Here is a 15,282-nt window from a genome sequence, read left to right on the forward strand (position 1 = left end):
AGATGGAAACTGAAGACTCGGGGTATATGCGCAATACATGTGCTTCGTGGAGCTAATCGTTTTTAAATGATGGCTGGTGTGGGGTGTGAAGATCGGCGCCGCGATTTCGCCTTACCAACACTTCGGCTTCTGTAGGTGCGACATGCCGGACGAGCCGGGGGCTCACCACCTGCTTTTCTACAACGAGGACATAAGCCTGGCCAAGGCTGTTGGGCTTGAGATCTTTAGGACCGGCGTGGAGTGGGCTATGGTGGAGCCCGTGGAGGGGCGCTACGACCGGGAGGCGCTTAGGCTCTTCGAGAGATACCTCGGCGACGTCAAGGAGGCGGGGTTGGAGACCTGGGTCACCCTACACCACTTCACCAACCCCCGCTGGGTGTGGAGACACGGGGGGTGGGAGAGCCGGGTGGTCGCGGCGAGGTTCCTCTCATATGTAGACCTCGTGGCTCGGGAGCTGGGGGACTACATAGACGTCGCCATTATCTTCAACGAGCCGAATATGTACACCTACCTGGCGTACGGAAGGGGCGACCTGCCCCCATTCGCCTACCTCTCTATTAAAAACATGAGAAGAGCCCAGTCGGTGATTGACCGCGCCATCACCGAGGCGCGGGACGTGTTGAAGAGCTACGGCGTCAAAGCCACCTTCACCCATTCATACACCAGATTCGAGGCGAGGAGCCCCGTCTTCAAGGCGGTGCTGCACTTCCTAAACAAGCAGAACGACAGGTATATGAGTATGTTTCGGGAGATGGACTACGCCGCCCTCAACTTCTACGTGGTGGGGAGATACGACGACTTCTCGCTGAGGTTCGTGCTGAGGCCCGAGGCTCTGCTGGAGGTAAGGCCCCCCCGACCCCTCGCCGTGACGGAGTTCGGCATAGCCACAAGAGACGAGGAGCTGAGGTACAGCTACCTATGCGCCATGGCTGGCATATTCAAAGAGGTGAAGCCGGAGGCCGCGATTTGGTGGAGCTTTCTACACGGCTACGAGTGGGGCCTGGGGTATCAGCCCTTCTTCGCGCTCATAGACGTCAAGGGGACACGGAGAGTGCCTACAAAACTCGCCCACGTATTTAGAGAGACGTTGAGAAACCCCCCCGCCTGTAGGCTGGAGAATCTCGACCTTGGCTATGAGTGGCGCTGGCAACCGCTCTAGCCGAGGAAGTCGTCGAGAGTCGAGCTGTCGCCGTATGGGGTCTCCAGCACCCTTTTTATGGCCATGTGGCTCCTGTCGTCGACATTCCAAGATCTGTAGTTCAACAGGGCGTTGAGCGGCGTGCCGTACCGCCTCAGCAACTCCTCGGCACGCCTAGGCCCTATGCCGGGGAGGGAGGCCAGAAGGGCAATCTGCAGAGATCTGATGTCGATCCCACGCTTTTTGGCGACAGGCGCCTTGACCCCCCTCTTAGACGACTCGCGCCTAGCGGCGAGGCACACTAAAGCCCCCGTCTGGGCCCTATCCTCGGTGTAGATCAGCCCGACGCCCATAGACGCCAGGGCCAGCAGAGCTCCCAAAACCGCGTTGGGCGACACCCTCCTAAACCTCAGTTCGCCCCAGAGATCCCCCTCCACCACCACGACGGGTCTCATGCCGGACGATCTAAGTCTCTCCGCCTGTTCAAACAACCTCCCCTCCACCACCGAGTTTACGAAGTCGTCTACACTCTTCCTCTCAAAGACAAAATCCCCAGCGACGTAGTCACCCACCTCAAGCCTCGTCTTCAAGACGCCGCACCCAGCCTCCTTTATGGCCCTAACCACCTCCAGAGCCCACTCTCTCGTGTCGACCAGCACCACCGGGTTCACGCCCCACAGCAACCCGGGTCTTAAATCTACTCTCTAGAGCACCAGCACCTGAGCTCGGGCTCCTCAATGTGCCTCTGGCACCAGTTCACAGCTCTTCCGTGGGTTTGATATATAATCCAGTACACAGCCACGTAGAGGGGGTACTCCCAGAGGTTGGGCAGGGGGACGCCGAAGACTGGGCCGAACAACAGAAACAGCGGGAGGCTTACGACGAAGGGGGCGACCTGCGACATCAGCCAGAAAACCGCCAGAGACACGAGGCGGCAACCCCTATTTCCCAGAGACAGCGCTAAGAGGTACGCCAAAACGGTGGTAAACACGGTGTACCAGAGAACCCACACAGCGTCGAGAACACCCAAGCGGTACAAGACGGGCACGATGAAGGCGGGGGGCCAGAGTGCCAGAAGCCGCGGCCTAAACGCGGCGATGTAGGCGAGCGAAAACCCGAGTGGCGCCACCGAGTAGAAAGAGGGATCTAGAAAATAAAGCGGTAAAAAAAGTAGGAACAAGACGGCGGCAGAGAAAATAGGCACAACTATCTGAACCCGCCGTAGTTGCAAGTCCATGAATATACGTCTGGCACCTCGTTAAAAAGGCAGAAGAAGTTACGGAATTCGTAAACTTTTTGCGTAGCAGAACTTAGCCTTAAAGGCACCGTAGATGTGGCAGATATTGAGTAAGTCCTAACGCTACTCCCCTCCCATACGTTCACTCTGTGAATGCTAATAGAGGTGGGATTTGTGCCAGCGTTCACTCTCAAACTTATCGCAAAGGCGTGTTGTGTTTGCTTCTCAGCCCACCTTATATTCGCCGTGGCTATTACTGAGTATGTAATATGAGAAGTGGTAACGGTGCTCTCGGCGGACTCAGTTATGTACCTCCCCACAGAGCTTATAAAAGACATAGCAACGGCGGCGCCACCTAAGTACGGGCTTCTAACGTAATAATTAACAAATTGAAGCCCCTTGGCGAGAGCCCCTAAGGTGTCGAGAACAGCTGAGATAGACTCCAAAGCACTCCTTAGGCTCTGGCTTGGAACCAGAGTTTTTCCATTACCTGGCGTAACATAGCGTATGGCGATACTATAAGGAGATGAAATGACGACCTCTACCCTATCGGGTTGACTATAGACCACTGCCCCGCTCTGCGTCTTAATCATGAACGGAGAGAGGGATACGGGAATGTTAGGGGCAAGTCTATCTCCCCCTGAAGACTGTATCTTTATGTCTATCCTGATGCCCACGCCAGATGTGCCCCTCACGTTTAGGTAGTATAGAATGACGTCGGCAAAATTGTGGCCGTAGCTTGAGTAAATAATCGAATCGGGTGGCGCTATGTCGGGCCTCCTCTGGCCTCTGTAGTAAAGCGTGTTAATAACGGCGTCCGAGTACACGATGGCGCCGGAGCTGGGTATAGGGCCTAGGATTACTGGGAACCCGAGTGGATTTCTCAGCGAATATGCCGTGGCGACTTGATCCTGGGCGTTTATCCAGCTCCATGTGTTGGCCCTGTAGGTGCAGCAGTAGAGACTGTAGCCGCCAGTACTCTGCCAGCCGCAACTCTGCGCCGCCACGGATGTTGAGGCTACCCAGTAGGGGCCGTAGTACAGGTTCAGCGGTCCGAAGTAGGAGGGCGGCGGCGTGGAGGAGCTCGTGGTGCAGAGCTTAATTGTGACGTCTGCGGCCAGCGCGCCGGTTCCTACCCAGTGGCCGGGCGGAGTTTCGAAAGGCGGAAGGACTACGTGAGTGGTGTTAGAGTACATATCATTTAGGCTGGGGCTTGTAAGGGTGTTTTTCACAACAACCACAGCGCCGGGCTGGATCGGGTAGCGCACATAGTCGGCGTAGTAGTCACTCGTCCGCACCCTAAACACGACGTATCCATCTAAAACACCGGGCGGGCCGCCGCAGGTCCACACCTCTAAATATATGATTCTGTCCTGAGCCGCGGCTGGCACATCTACATGCCTGGCTAGGTAGGTCGGCGATCTCTTATCGACAGTTACCCGCTGTCCATATACGTCGTAAAACACCGTAGCGCCCCCCACCGGGGCGTCGTATATATCTATATAAACTGTATAGTCTCCACGCGTCGTCGCGTTGGTGAAGATAAACTCAATCCACAACGTGCCGTTGGGTAGGGCAATCCGGTATGGATTCTTCGTGCAACCGCCCGGGTATCTCGTGAAGTTATACGCAACGCTACGGATGTAGCCCACCACGTCGCCCACGTTAGCCGTGGCCGAGGCCACCGGCTCTCCGCCCCTCTTGCCGCCCCGCGGCACGACCTCCCATCTATCTGTCGGCTTCGCCGTGGCGCCGCCGCCGGGCCACTTAACAAAAGGCGGGATATCTGAAGTCCGGTTCTCCACCAAGAGGTAGCCGCGTCCTTTCGGGGTAGCGACTGCGTATAGGTGCCCCTTTGCCCTCGCGTACTCCTCGGCGGCTCTCTGCACGGAATCTGGCGCAGACTTAGAAATAGGCAGGTCAAGACAGACCCTCTTGGCTTTTTGCGGCATCACCACTGTATACACCACGTTTGTTACGTTTGGAAAGACTCCTGACACGACATCGCCCTCGACGTACAGGGCGGTTGGGCGGAACCCCTCGCCGTCTAAGTAGACGCTCAGCGCAACGCCATGGGGATTAGAAACCCCCACGTCTAAAGCATCCAGACAGATGTAATCCGACGTATACGCTGGCCTGTGCGGAGAAGAGGCTGACATAGCCGTCGCTAGCGCGGCTATCAACAACGCGGTTTGGAAAAAACCTCCCTACCATGGGCTCTTGAAAATGTCTCCAATATATAATTGACGCAATACGAATCCTATTCGGGCCTCCTATGGTTGCTGGTTTAGGTCCCTAGGGCTTCGTGTTTGGCAGTCCACTCAGTTACGTCCTCCTTTTTGCCTATGACTACCCAGGATATTGTCTTGGAGAGCGGCCTCGTCTCTGCTATGATCACCTTGTCTCCCGGCTTCACCTCAATACACTCGGGGACTCTCACCCTCATCCTCCTCCTCCTGCGCTCATACCTATTGTACTTCCTGATGTAGTGTACCCACTCGTGGGTCACCACGGCGGCTTTGTGCATCCTCACCTTCTCGACGGTCACCTCGAGGAGCTTCAGCCTAATCTTTAGATGGCCGTGCCACGGGCAGAGCGGGTCGTCGCAGACGGCGGCCGGCGGCAGGACGTAGGGCACGCCTATGTCCCTCACCTCTACCTTCTTCCCATTAGGTAGCGTAAAGGTGTCGCCTGGCTTTGGCCTTGCCTGGAGCTTGACGGCGGCCATACTACTTCGCCGCTATGTGTAGCGAGGATCTCGTGGCCTTCAGCCCAGGCTCGCCGTGTTGCACAATTTTTGTCGTTATTGCGAATTCGCCTAGGTAGTGCCCTATGTGCCACGGCGATATGTACACAGGTATGTAGGTGATGCCGTTGTACACCTGGATAGTCAAGCCGACCATCTCTGGGAATATTATCATGTCGCGGGCGTGTGTCTTTATTACGACCTTCTTCCCCTGCGCGGCCAGCCTCTTGGCCTTCCTGATCTTCTCCAGTAGCTTTCTGTGCTCTGGCTTCAGCCCCCTCTTTAGGCTCCTCCTCTGGCGGGCTGGCAGAAGTTTGATAAACTCGTCCATTGGCATGTTTAGCAACTCTTCCAGCGTCTTACCTCGGTATCTAAAAGTGGCCCACTCCTCCGGCGGTATCACCGCCGGGGTGATCCAGCCCTGCTTGCCTTTCTGAGCCTCCTGCTCTTTTGAAGACACGAAGGTGGCCAATGGACCCCTTTTAAAAACTTTCTGCCGTAGAAATCTTAAAAATGGACATTGGAAACGGTGGCCATGGAGGTGGACTACGACGTGATTATCGTAGGCGCGGGCATCGCCGGGCTGTCCGCGGCGTTGTACACGGCGCGTCAGAGGCTGAAGACGCTGGTGATCAGCAAGGACCTCGGCGGCCAGCTCAACATGACGACTCTCATCGAGAACTACCCGGCTATCCACAAAATCTCGGGGCCTGAGCTCGCCAAGAGAGTTGAGCAGCAGGCGAGGACCTTCGGCGCTGAGATTATATTCGACGAGGTTAAGACCGTGGAGAAGCAGGGCGACGTGTTTGTCGTGAGGACCGAGGGCGGCGACGAGTACAAGAGCCTCGCCTTGATACTGGCGTTTGGCAAGACGCCGAAGGAGCTGGGGGTGCCGGGCGAGGCCAAGTTTAAAAACAAGGGCGTCTCCTACTGCACCATCTGCGACGCGCCGTTTTTCAAAGGGCAAGACGTCGCCCTAGTCAGCTGGGGCGACTTGGCGAGGGAGCCTGTGACCATCCTCTCCTCCACATCTAACAAGTTCTACTGGATATTCCCCTCGGAGAGGCCCATCCACGACGAGGAGTTTCTAGAGCAGGCAAAGAAGCTCGGCAAGGCTGTGCTTGTGCCCAACAGCGAGGTGGTGGAGATAAAAGGCGATACAAAGGTGAGAGCAATCGTCGTGAAGAACAGGAAGACCGGAGAGGTGCAGGAGCTTCCAGTTGCGGCGGTTTTTGTAGAAGTGGGCTACGTCACCAAGAGCGACTTCGTTAAGCACTTGGTGGATCTAAACGAGAGGGGCGAAATCATCGCAGACTGGGAAGGCAGGACGAAGACGCCGGGGGTGTTCGCCGCCGGCGACATAGTGGCCTACCCCTATAAGCAAGCTGTGATCTCGGCCGCCATGGGAGTCGCCGCGGCCCTCTCAGCCACGGCGCACGTAATGAAAATAAAGGGCAGGCCTGTGCACAGCCTCGTAGATTGGAAAGCAGAGAAAAAATAGCTAAGTTACGAGGGCCTCAAGGAGGTCCGCCGCGCTGTAGTCCTCCAGTCTCCACATAATCTTCAGCGCCTTCCTCCTAGCCTCCTCCGGCAGTACGTCGCGGGTTAGTGTGTTGAACTTATCTTCGAGCTCGGCGTCGGTCATGGGGTTTTTGGGGTGCCCCTTCGCGTAGTCCACTCTCTCGGTGTATTTACCCCCTCCCTTGGTGTAGACCGTAATTACGGTGGGGAAGGCCTGCGGGTAGAGCTTGTCTAGCTCCGGGTCGAGGTTGACCTCTATCTTCTTCATTAGGGAGAGGACGGCGGGGTTCCTCACGTCTCTGTAGTGCTCTATTTTTATCGGGCCCCAGAAGAACGCCGCGGCGGTGATCCACATTATGGAGTGGTCCGCCGTCTCCTTGGTGTGGGGGTCCCACTTCTCGGGGTCTTTGGGGCCGATGATTGTGTAGGCCGCCTCGTAGGTGTCTATCCTAATCTTCTCAACCTCCTCGACTCTGACCCTTTCCCTGAGCTTCAAGGCGGCCTCGACGGCTGTCTGGGCGTGGTACTCCACTGGGTACGGCTTGATGTACGTGTCGAGTATCCTACGGGGCGGCCTCCCCTCCTCCATACTCTTCAGCACCCCCAGATCGAAGTCGCCCTGTAACAGCTGTTTAAAGAAAGCCATCTCCCCCTCAAACGGCTTAAAGGGCCCTGTGTAGCCCTCTTGTGCGAGCAACGTGGCGAATACTGCGTTGCGGCTTGAGTTGGCTGCGGCGGCGCCCTTCCACATAGATAGCTCGCCCACCCTCGTCTGGCGCATCGCGGCGTGGGGAACGGCGTAGATGGCGAGGGCGTGCTGTGTCTTGGCCGCGTCGAGGCGTAGTAGCTTGGCGGCGGCCAGCACGCTGCCAATCCCCAGGAAATTGACGTGGTCCCAGCCCCTCTTCCGCAGAGTCCCGCCGTCGCAGAAGGTGACCGACGCCTCGTAGCCTATGGCTACGGCTGTGATGAGGTCTGTCCCCTCCGCGCCTACGTAGTCGCCCACCGCCAGTGCGGCGCCGATCAAGTCGCTGGGGTGGAGGGGCTCTTTGGAGAGGTAGGTGTCGTTGTAGTCGTGGTAGCGGATCATGAGGCCGTTTACAAAAGTGGCCCAGTCTGGAGTGGTTTCGTAGCGCGTGCCCAGCAACCTGGCCCCCCTCGAAGTGGCGAATTTCGACGCGACTCTCCTGGCGATAGCCACGGGCTCTGCGTTGTACGCCGCGAAGGCCACCGCCATGGAGTCGATGATCCTGCGCTTAACCTCATGACGAGTCTCTAGAGGCACCTTGGAGTAGTCTACGGCGCTGGTGTACTCCGCCAGGATCTTCGTGACTCTATCCATGGCGCCCACCCCGCCCGCTCTTATAAATATTGTCTATATGTCTAGAAATTTCTGTGTCCAACTTCTCGTAGTCGTAGTACTTAACCAAGTCGTAGAGCTCCTTCCGTGTGAACATCTTGTCCAGCCACCGCGCCTGCGTCCCCTCGTTCATTATAGCTCTGAAGACCTCTCTAATGGCGTGCATAGCCACCCTCAGCGCGGTGACTGGGAAAATTACAAATTTGTAGCCGAACTCCTCCAGCCGCCTGGCCGGTATGAGGGGGGAGACGCCGAACTCCGTCATGTTGGCAAGCAACGGGGCCTTGACCCTCCTGGCGAATTCTCTAAACTCCTCCTCAGTCCGGAGGGCCTCTGGGAATATGACGTCGGCCCCCGCCTCTAGGTAGAGCTGGGCCCGCTCCACCGCATCCTCAAACCCCGTCACCCCAACAGCGTCTGTCCGTGCGATTATGACGAAGTCTGGACTTCTCCGGGCCTCCACGGCGGCGCGGATTTTCTTAGCCATTTCGTCCGGCGGCACGACGGCCTTGCCGCTGAGGTGGCCGCACTTCTTCGGCAAGACCTGGTCCTCTAGCTGAATCCCGGCGGCGCCCACCGCCTCGAACTCCCTAACGGCGCGCATAACGTTGAGTGCCTCGCCGTAGCCCGTGTCGGCGTCTACAATCACTGGCACATCTACGGCGTCTACAATGTACTTCACGGTCTTTACCATCTCGTCAAGAGTTATCAAGCCGAGGTCGGGCAAGGCCATGGAGGCCGTGACGGCCGCCCCCGATACGTACACAGCCCTGAAGCCCAGCTGCTGGGCCATTAAAGCAGTCAACGCGTTAAAGACGCCGGGGACCAGCACGATGCCGGGCCTCCGCAACTCCTCTCTCAACAGCGCGGCGCCGTCCGCCCTAGACTTTCTAAACAACATATCCCCCAATTTTCTACATACTCTTAACAATTCAGCCGGCTGAAATTACGTCACCACTCCAAGCTCAGCGGCCTCATCACGGCATTTTGACTGATTCATTTATATTTAGACTTTGGGGAGGTGTAGTGCTGTCTAAACCATGTCTACTGCTCTTTGCATGTCCGGGTGATGGTGGAGAGACTTTGGTGTACTGGAGGGGGGAGGCTAGGAGGGCGAGGAAGGACGACCCGTTGATTAAGCTCTTCGGCGCGCTGGACTCGGCGGCTACGTACAGCCACAAGGCGGCTAACCTCCTGCCCCGCCCCCAGGCCCGCATCATGCGCCTCGCGGCCTTCGCCGTGATGGAGCTCGGCTTCTACCTAGCCACCGGGAAGGCGGAGTACTTAGACACGGCAACGGCGCTGTACAAGAGGGCTCTGAAGCTGGCCTACGCCGCGGCGCCTGAGGAGCCGCTTAGAAGCTGGATAGCCTGCGCCTCCCCCGAGTGCTCGGCGGTGGACGAAGCCCGGGTGTGGATTAGGTGGGCCGAGAGGAGGCTGGTAACGCTGGGAGAGTCCGCCGGGGCCAAGCTGTTAAACCAGCTCTCCAACCTAGCCTTCGAAGTGATGAGAACCCTCCCCCACATCAAGTACAGACACAGAAGCGTGAGCTAGGGGCCTGGAGCCTCAGAGCAACGCCCCTCTCTGCAGGCTATAGCACAAAAAACGCAACTGGATTGGTGGACATTATAGAGATTTTCCTAGGCAGTTCGATACTCCACATATCGAGTAGCGCTCCTTCGGCGAAGAGGTTAAACAGTTGAAATACTACCGACATGCTTACTTCGGTACACCAGACGAAGGCCCTCGCCAGGTATGTTTCTGTAGATACCCTCCGCTCGACGTGGAACCGTTGCTCGTTCCACCTAGCCAGGTGGAGGCTGACGACTGTCGACTGTGTGGCTACGCTTCTCTTTGCCTTCGCTCTGTATTCGACATACCCTCTAGCTGTGTCGTACTCATTAACGCTTAGCTCGACTACTTCACTCCTCACACTATACAGACTGCTACTGTACATAAAACTATCTTGGGCCACCCCTCTGCTCTTCGGGGAGAGTAGAAGGAGGAAAAGTTATGTAACAGACATTCTATCCGTGCCATGGTCTGGGTAGCAGGAGGAGGGCGAGGTTGCGAGTCGTACAGGTTGGAGAAGGGCGATTTTTCGCCTAAGGCCCTCCCGTCGAAGCTGTACAGACTTGTGAGGAGGGTGGCTGAGTCGAGTGTGGGTAGCGTGGCCTACCGCCCCTCGTGTATATCTCCCCCCAAGTGCCACAGCTGTCTTGAGAAGCTGGACGCGGTGTTCTGCGCCCTCTTGGAGGAGGTGGGAGGCGCCCTCTTCGTAAAGAGGCAGAGTGGCAGGGGAGGGAGGAAGGTCTACATCTACGAGAGGGACGCGTTGCTCTCGATCTCAGAGGAGGAGTTCGCCAGGTTAGTCAGGCGCGTCTTGGAGGGGAGGGCGCCTGGGCGTGGCAGGGTTAGGTACAACGTGGTGTTGCCACGCTGGCTAGCCGACGAGGTGAGGGAGCTGGTGAGGAGCCGCGGCCTCTCGCTGGGCACCATGCTCCTCCGCGCCCTAGACGACGGGCTGGGGGACCCGCTGAGGCTAGTAGAGCTCGGCGAGGCGGTGGAGAGGAACAGCGGTAGCTTGAAGAAGGACAGGGTGCAGACGGTGATATACATGCCGAGGAGGGCCATGGAGGCGATCGAAAACATCGGCAGAGAATACGGCGTCGCCACCTCTACCGTGTGCAGGGGGGCGCTGGCGTACCTCCTGGAGAGGGAGGGCAGGCTACAGAACAATGTGGCACAGGTGTAGCTCAAGTTGCCTCTCTACCCCCGCCCTGGGGGGCGCCGCGATACTGACTCCGTCGTCCTTGCGGACTGGCGGTATGACGAGGGAGTACACCCGGTTCCCCCCGCCCTCTTTTAGGAGCGGCCTCCCTCCGGAGTACATAAGGCTCTCCTCTCTGTGCAACTCCAGGTACTCGGTCAGGAGGAGCCCTATCGACGCCAGCGTGGTCGCCTCGGGCATCCCGCCCGGGATCGTGTCGCCATAAAACGGCCCCCCGCCCGCACCCCCTACGAGGGGCACTACCCCGAAGAAGTTATGCTCCACACCTGTGTAAAACCCGAACCTCAGCCCCAGCCTCACAGCTGTGTGTTGCCACCACCTTAAAAACACCCAGCCACGCCCCTTTGGGGGCGGGCCCGTAGCTACCTACGTCAGTAACGCGCCCCGGACGTGCCAGTGGCGCAAAACTTTTAAGTTCCTCTCTTCCTCTCCTCTTGCAAGAATGTTGTAAAAAACATCTAAATGGGATAAAAAACATGAATGAGAAATAGTGCGCCCAAGCGGTTTCAGCGACATGAACGAGTTGCTCTTCATCTAAATGGTAGGGTTCTGACCTCCTCCTTGTCCTAAAGGGCGAGGCCTGTCGTTCTTTCTGTCATGAACCGTCTCGGCGACGCAGAAGTTTTGCGAGTAACAATTTAAACAGGGCTACAGTAGGGCTCGTGAGGCTGGGCGACACGGTTTTTGAAAGGCCGAAGATCTGGGGGCTGGAGGAGCTGGCCATGAGCTTTAGGTTTCCGCGGAGGTACCGCACGATAGGCAGGGTTAGGGACTACGGCTTCGACGTGGCGCTGGACCACGTCGTGGCGTGGGAGTGGTCGTGGGAGAGCCACCTCTCGGACTCGCTAACCGACGGGGCTGTAGAGAAGAACGTGGTATGGCTAAGGGTGCGCCACCACGCCATCTACGACACCGACGCGCGGCTCGACGTGAGGCAGAGGATAGCGCTCAGGGAGCGCACGGGCGGCTCCATATACACAGTCTACACATACGTAGTAGCCAGCCCCGTGGTCCTCTAGCTTGTCCAGAAGGCTAGCCAGATGGCGCTACACCACAACGAGGTGGGCGGGGCGGAGGTAGAGCTCGGGAAATTGCTTTTTCACCAAAGGCAGGCGCGCTATAGACAGCGCAGAGGCCTCTTCAAGCGTGTGGTAGCTGTAGCGGTATGTGGCCATGGACTGTCCGTCGTGTTCGGTTAGCGTCAAATCTACTGAGGCGCGCGCGTAGGCCTCAGACAGCGGGTAGAACTCTGTGTAGGAGAACATAAGTTCTAGTGAGACGACCCGCGTTGCTCTCACGCCGACATGCCTTATCTTGGTAGACGGCTCGATATAGTTGAAGCCGCCTACTGGCGCCTCTACCCGCATAGGCAGAAATAGTTCCTGGCGTTAAAAACTGTCTACCTAAACCAGATCCGCAGTAGGGGGCCTAGTGCCACGTAGCTGAAGGGCTCAGACTAGTATGTGGGTGGCTGGGCTTACTGTTAATTCACTGCGCAGGGTCCTCTTCGCCTTGCGCTGCCTGACCTCGACGTACTCTCTTTCAAACAAGAGTGGCCAGTGGCTGAGCACTACTTCGAAATCCCCTACGTGTTCGTCTGTTACGGCCAATTCTGCTATGTAGAGCATGCTCCAGAGCTCGGCGACAGAGCTCTCCACGAACATGAAGCGGTGCGTGAACTCGCTCCTCGCGATAACGGGCTTGTCTATACGCGCGGATGTGAAGAGGTCGCTGAAGTACAGCGTCTCCACCCTCACGATAGACACATAGCCCACAATTTAAAAGGTTAGCCCCTCCTTAGGCGTCCCCGGGCTAGATGGCGGCGTGCGCTCAACGTTTTTAACCGCCCTTCACGGGCCAGGTGTGAGACATAGAAAGCTTAGGGGGCCTGAGCGCCACAGCGAAGAGTGGTACACCTTCTACATAACTGGCCTGTACCCGGGGATATCCAAGAACCTCTACTACTACACGTTCTACCTGGAGTTCTCTGAGCGAAGGAGGAAGGAGAAAGAGCGCGGGATACTGGGCCTAGACCAGATAGGCCACGTAATTAGGTACGCCAGCGAGGCGCGGAGGGGGAAAGCCGAGACGAGGCTCGACTCCCCCCTCGTATACGACAGCTGGCCCTTCTTCCTGCTAGTCCAGGAGAGGAAAAAGAAGAACAAGAGCCCCTACGAGCTCGCCACCTCGCCTTTGGCATACATCGTTCTGTAGCTCTGCTTGGCGTCTAGAAGACGTACAGTATAGCTACATCTGACACCAGTTGCGCGCGGCGCCTCTCCTCTCCCCTCACCGCCTCGACTCCGACAGGTGGGGTTCCAGAAAGGAACGGGAAGAGGAAGCCGTGTTCGACGAGGTGCATGCGGGACGTCTCAGTTATGTCGAACGAATAAATGTGGAACACGCTACTCTCTTCGCCCGTCTTGAAGTACTTAGTCCAGCGCATGGAGACGTTGCACTTCTCGTCGAAGCACGCCAAGTCGACCTTCCCCCCGTAGAACTTCGGCGCGTCCAGCCTCATGTCCAGCTACGGGCACTCTGTTTATATAGCTATGCCACCTCCAAGGGCTAGTTAGCATTTTAAAGGTCTCGCCTCTCCCGTAGCTGTGAGGATGAAGAAAATAGGGCTACGGACGTATGTGGATATGGTAAACGTCGAGGCCCGCACTGAATACTCCGACAGACACGTCGTCGCGACCTCACCCCTCATTCGTTGGGAAGACCTAGACGAGCTCTCAGACTCCGCCATACGCGTCCCTTGGCTTGGCTTCGCCACCGCCGAGGAGCTGGGCACCACAGGCGCTGTGAAGATCGAAGAGAGGAGCTACCACGTCGGCCCCGAAGTACGGCTGGTGCAACGGAGTGAGAAGAGGATAGTCCGCAAGCTCTTTGTCGGTGTTCTGCAACTCCCGCTCCTTTAGGCATGAAGAGTAGCGACAAACCCGCCATGGGGGCAGAGCCGTTGAGTATTACAACTCTCTCCCAGAGGCGGGGGCCAGACGGTTTTTAAACCTCCGCCTTGGTAGAGCTAGATGAGGACTACGCACTTAAAAGGGGGTGTGCTCGGCTTTGAGAGGTTCTTCGCCTTCTTCCATTCGCTAATATACGAAGAGTTGGACTATCCATATTCCTTCACAGTGGAGTTGAAAACTGTAGAGGATGTGCCTGACAAGAAGTTGCGACACTTCTTAGAACGACACCTTGCAGATGAGGTAGCTCTACAGAAGCTTAACGAGAGCCAGGTCTCGCGGGCGGTCAACGTAACTGTAGAGCTGGAGTTTTGCGACTACGGCGGCGAGATGATGTATGCGCTAGTCCAGAGACACAGTCACACTAGCAGGAGAGACCTCCCTCACGTGGCGATACGACTTAGATCAGCTAAGGTAATCGTCATGTAGCTCTATCTAAAGTCCCGCAACCCCGCAAGGGGTAGAGGGATCCGAGGGCGGGGAGGAGTTGCTAGCCACAACTGTGGGGGTTGGGGTGAAACTTTTAAGACTGGGGAGAGGGTCTGTAGATGCGCTCGGTTGCGCCCTACCTCTACGCCACGCGGCGTTTCGGTTCGATAGACTTTATCGCTATCACTAGCGAAAGCGAAGGTGGTACGCTACGCGTCGGTCAGACTTATACCTCAACTCTTCATAACGAGGCGAGCGCAACTCCGAACCTCGTCGAGACCGACCAGTGGTTTGTCTCCCTGTCCCTCCTCTCCTACGCCACACGGGACGGGGACGCCAAGAGCAGAGTGGAAGACAGACTCCTCCCCCTAGTCCACAAGCCATTCCGAGATATAGACGTGCGGGAGTTTAAGACAGTTGTGGTAGACTTTGACGGGCCCCACCTAATCTAGGGACCGTTTCTCTTCTTTCAGCTCCCGCTATGAGGGGCGCGGGGGTTAGCTAGCTGATAGAGGCGGGTACGTGTACGCTCTTTAGGGCGGCTCTAGACGCCAGTGAGCTATCTAGAGAGGTACCGCCCGCCATGGCGGGCGCGGGAAACTTTATTAGCACCAATCTATATCTGCCGCCATGCTACTGGCAGGTGTCGGCTCCTCTAGTGGCGCGTAGCTATGAGTGGCCGAGTGAAGAAGGTTAGGCGTAGTGGCGGTACGTGTGCTCTCTTATACGACTGGGACGACGGGTGGGTGGTCAACGTAGTCGTGAAAACCGACGGGCGTTGCTTGTCCCTTAGGTGCCACAGGTGCTTCGACTGTGGCCCTGGCTGTCTCTTAGGCGACCTCATAGCGCTGACAGAAAATGGCGACGTCGTCCGCCTCAAGGTTTCGAAGCTCCGTATCTGCAGAACTGACGCAGAGCAACAGCACCCGGCAGACGCCGTCAGCCTCTGTGTAACAGAGAGGCAGTGTGAATACGGAGTGTTAGCCTGGGGCGGGGCGTATGAGGTGAGAGCTGTGGGCGAGGAGAAGTGGAGGGAGGAGCCGAAAATTAAGGTAGCTGGCTACTTCAGCCTGGTTAGGTTTGAATACGAG

22 protein-coding genes are annotated in these 15,282 nt (G+C 57.2%); 10 read left to right on the forward strand and 12 right to left on the reverse strand.

What is annotated here, in order from left to right:
- The first annotated feature begins 85 nt into the window (after window positions 1-85).
- On the forward strand, window positions 86-1,159 hold the full coding sequence (locus tag ACP5J3_RS00910; protein WP_428493917.1) for a family 1 glycosylhydrolase: 1,074 nt from the start codon (window positions 86-88) through the stop codon (window positions 1,157-1,159).
- Here ACP5J3_RS00910 and ACP5J3_RS00915 read toward each other — a convergent pair.
- The 5 genes from ACP5J3_RS00915 to ACP5J3_RS00935 form a co-directional block, all read right to left on the reverse strand.
- A complete protein-coding gene (locus tag ACP5J3_RS00915; RefSeq protein WP_428493918.1) occupies window positions 1,156-1,809 on the reverse strand; it encodes an ERCC4 domain-containing protein in 654 nt (217 codons plus the stop codon). The genes ACP5J3_RS00910 and ACP5J3_RS00915 overlap by 4 nt on opposite strands.
- Window positions 1,810-1,835: 26 nt before the next feature.
- The gene (locus ACP5J3_RS00920) at window positions 1,836-2,375 is read right to left on the reverse strand and encodes a hypothetical protein (protein WP_428493919.1); all 540 of its coding nucleotides are present in this window, start codon (window positions 2,373-2,375) and stop codon (window positions 1,836-1,838) included.
- A complete protein-coding gene (locus tag ACP5J3_RS00925) occupies window positions 2,345-4,468 on the reverse strand; it encodes a hypothetical protein (RefSeq protein ID WP_428493920.1) in 2,124 nt (707 codons plus the stop codon). The genes ACP5J3_RS00920 and ACP5J3_RS00925 overlap by 31 nt, the downstream gene beginning before the upstream one ends.
- A gap of 194 nt (window positions 4,469-4,662) precedes the next feature.
- Complete coding sequence (locus tag ACP5J3_RS00930; protein WP_263246455.1) at window positions 4,663-5,103, reverse strand: 30S ribosomal protein S17; 441 nt, start codon at window positions 5,101-5,103, stop codon at window positions 4,663-4,665.
- A 1-nt stretch (window position 5,104) separates the two neighbouring features.
- A complete protein-coding gene (locus ACP5J3_RS00935) occupies window positions 5,105-5,581 on the reverse strand; it encodes a 30S ribosomal protein S19 (protein ID WP_428493921.1) in 477 nt (158 codons plus the stop codon).
- A gap of 75 nt (window positions 5,582-5,656) precedes the next feature.
- Between ACP5J3_RS00935 and ACP5J3_RS00940 the strand changes: the two genes are divergently transcribed.
- Entirely contained in the window at window positions 5,657-6,622 is a 966-nt protein-coding gene (locus ACP5J3_RS00940) for an NAD(P)/FAD-dependent oxidoreductase (RefSeq protein WP_428493922.1), read from the forward strand.
- Here ACP5J3_RS00940 and ACP5J3_RS00945 read toward each other — a convergent pair whose 3' ends face one another.
- On the reverse strand, window positions 6,623-7,984 hold the full coding sequence (locus ACP5J3_RS00945) for an MmgE/PrpD family protein (RefSeq protein ID WP_428493923.1): 1,362 nt from the start codon (window positions 7,982-7,984) through the stop codon (window positions 6,623-6,625).
- Window positions 7,977-8,903 (reverse strand): methylisocitrate lyase, encoded by a 927-nt coding sequence (gene prpB, locus ACP5J3_RS00950; protein ID WP_428493924.1) that lies wholly within the window; start codon window positions 8,901-8,903, stop codon window positions 7,977-7,979. The genes ACP5J3_RS00945 and prpB overlap by 8 nt, the downstream gene beginning before the upstream one ends.
- Before the next feature lie 125 nt (window positions 8,904-9,028).
- On the opposite strand from prpB, the gene ACP5J3_RS00955 reads away from it, so the two are divergent.
- A complete protein-coding gene (locus tag ACP5J3_RS00955) occupies window positions 9,029-9,556 on the forward strand; it encodes an ATP:cob(I)alamin adenosyltransferase (protein WP_428493925.1) in 528 nt (175 codons plus the stop codon).
- Between the two features lie 37 nt (window positions 9,557-9,593).
- Here ACP5J3_RS00955 and ACP5J3_RS00960 read toward each other — a convergent pair whose 3' ends face one another.
- Entirely contained in the window at window positions 9,594-9,935 is a 342-nt protein-coding gene (locus ACP5J3_RS00960) for a hypothetical protein (protein WP_428493926.1), read from the reverse strand.
- A 105-nt stretch (window positions 9,936-10,040) separates the two neighbouring features.
- Here ACP5J3_RS00960 and ACP5J3_RS00965 point away from each other — a divergent pair, with 105 nt between their 5' ends.
- Window positions 10,041-10,757, forward strand: coding sequence for a hypothetical protein (locus ACP5J3_RS00965; protein WP_428493927.1), 717 nt, complete (start codon window positions 10,041-10,043; stop codon window positions 10,755-10,757).
- Here ACP5J3_RS00965 and ACP5J3_RS00970 read toward each other — a convergent pair.
- Entirely contained in the window at window positions 10,731-11,093 is a 363-nt protein-coding gene (locus ACP5J3_RS00970; RefSeq protein WP_428493928.1) for a hypothetical protein, read from the reverse strand. The genes ACP5J3_RS00965 and ACP5J3_RS00970 overlap by 27 nt on opposite strands.
- 362 nt (window positions 11,094-11,455) lie before the next feature.
- Here ACP5J3_RS00970 and ACP5J3_RS00975 point away from each other — a divergent pair, with 362 nt between their 5' ends.
- Window positions 11,456-11,812 (forward strand): hypothetical protein, encoded by a 357-nt coding sequence (locus tag ACP5J3_RS00975; RefSeq protein ID WP_428493929.1) that lies wholly within the window; start codon window positions 11,456-11,458, stop codon window positions 11,810-11,812.
- A 27-nt stretch (window positions 11,813-11,839) separates the two neighbouring features.
- Here the strand turns inward: ACP5J3_RS00975 and ACP5J3_RS00980 are convergent, their stop codons facing one another.
- Together ACP5J3_RS00980 and ACP5J3_RS00985 are read right to left on the reverse strand one after the other, a co-directional pair.
- Window positions 11,840-12,160 carry a hypothetical protein gene (locus tag ACP5J3_RS00980; RefSeq protein ID WP_428493931.1) on the reverse strand — a complete coding sequence of 107 codons (321 nt, stop codon included), beginning with the start codon at window positions 12,158-12,160 and terminating at the stop codon, window positions 11,840-11,842.
- Between the two features lie 84 nt (window positions 12,161-12,244).
- Window positions 12,245-12,559, reverse strand: a complete 315-nt coding sequence (locus ACP5J3_RS00985) for a hypothetical protein (protein WP_428493932.1) — start codon at window positions 12,557-12,559, stop codon at window positions 12,245-12,247.
- Between the two features lie 97 nt (window positions 12,560-12,656).
- Between ACP5J3_RS00985 and ACP5J3_RS00990 the strand changes: the two genes are divergently transcribed.
- A complete protein-coding gene (locus tag ACP5J3_RS00990) occupies window positions 12,657-13,007 on the forward strand; it encodes a hypothetical protein (protein ID WP_428493933.1) in 351 nt (116 codons plus the stop codon).
- Window positions 13,008-13,020: 13 nt separating this feature from the next.
- Here the strand turns inward: ACP5J3_RS00990 and ACP5J3_RS00995 are convergent, their stop codons facing one another.
- Window positions 13,021-13,314, reverse strand: coding sequence for a hypothetical protein (locus ACP5J3_RS00995; RefSeq protein WP_428493934.1), 294 nt, complete (start codon window positions 13,312-13,314; stop codon window positions 13,021-13,023).
- Between the two features lie 85 nt (window positions 13,315-13,399).
- Here ACP5J3_RS00995 and ACP5J3_RS01000 point away from each other — a divergent pair, with 85 nt between their 5' ends.
- The 4 genes from ACP5J3_RS01000 to ACP5J3_RS01015 form a co-directional block, all read left to right on the forward strand.
- Window positions 13,400-13,714, forward strand: coding sequence for a hypothetical protein (locus ACP5J3_RS01000; protein ID WP_428493935.1), 315 nt, complete (start codon window positions 13,400-13,402; stop codon window positions 13,712-13,714).
- Between the two features lie 111 nt (window positions 13,715-13,825).
- A complete protein-coding gene (locus ACP5J3_RS01005) occupies window positions 13,826-14,191 on the forward strand; it encodes a hypothetical protein (RefSeq protein WP_428493936.1) in 366 nt (121 codons plus the stop codon).
- A 119-nt stretch (window positions 14,192-14,310) separates the two neighbouring features.
- Entirely contained in the window at window positions 14,311-14,643 is a 333-nt protein-coding gene (locus ACP5J3_RS01010; RefSeq protein WP_428493937.1) for a hypothetical protein, read from the forward strand.
- A 219-nt stretch (window positions 14,644-14,862) separates the two neighbouring features.
- Window positions 14,863-15,282 (forward strand): hypothetical protein (locus tag ACP5J3_RS01015; RefSeq protein WP_428493938.1); only part of this gene is annotated, 420 nt, incomplete at its 3' end.

Source organism: Pyrobaculum sp., from assembly GCF_049971835.1.
Lineage (GTDB): Archaea > Thermoproteota > Thermoprotei > Thermoproteales > Thermoproteaceae > Pyrobaculum.

Bases quoted from the DNA above. Each gene is read 5' to 3' on its own strand.
- ACP5J3_RS00920 (WP_428493919.1), bottom strand. From the start codon at position 2,375: ATGGACTTGCAACTACGGCGGGTTCAGATAGTTGTGCCTATTTTCTCT.
- ACP5J3_RS00930 (WP_263246455.1), bottom strand. From the start codon at position 5,103: ATGGCCGCCGTCAAGCTCCAGGCAAGGCCAAAGCCAGGCGACACCTTT.
- ACP5J3_RS00940 (WP_428493922.1), top strand. From the start codon at position 5,657: ATGGAGGTGGACTACGACGTGATTATCGTAGGCGCGGGCATCGCCGGG.
- ACP5J3_RS00945 (WP_428493923.1), bottom strand. From the start codon at position 7,984: ATGGATAGAGTCACGAAGATCCTGGCGGAGTACACCAGCGCCGTAGAC.
- prpB (WP_428493924.1), bottom strand. From the start codon at position 8,903: ATGTTGTTTAGAAAGTCTAGGGCGGACGGCGCCGCGCTGTTGAGAGAG.
- ACP5J3_RS00965 (WP_428493927.1), top strand. From the start codon at position 10,041: ATGGTCTGGGTAGCAGGAGGAGGGCGAGGTTGCGAGTCGTACAGGTTG.
- ACP5J3_RS00980 (WP_428493931.1), bottom strand. From the start codon at position 12,160: ATGCGGGTAGAGGCGCCAGTAGGCGGCTTCAACTATATCGAGCCGTCT.
- ACP5J3_RS00995 (WP_428493934.1), bottom strand. From the start codon at position 13,314: ATGAGGCTGGACGCGCCGAAGTTCTACGGGGGGAAGGTCGACTTGGCG.
- ACP5J3_RS01005 (WP_428493936.1), top strand. From the start codon at position 13,826: ATGAGGACTACGCACTTAAAAGGGGGTGTGCTCGGCTTTGAGAGGTTC.
- ACP5J3_RS01010 (WP_428493937.1), top strand. From the start codon at position 14,311: ATGCGCTCGGTTGCGCCCTACCTCTACGCCACGCGGCGTTTCGGTTCG.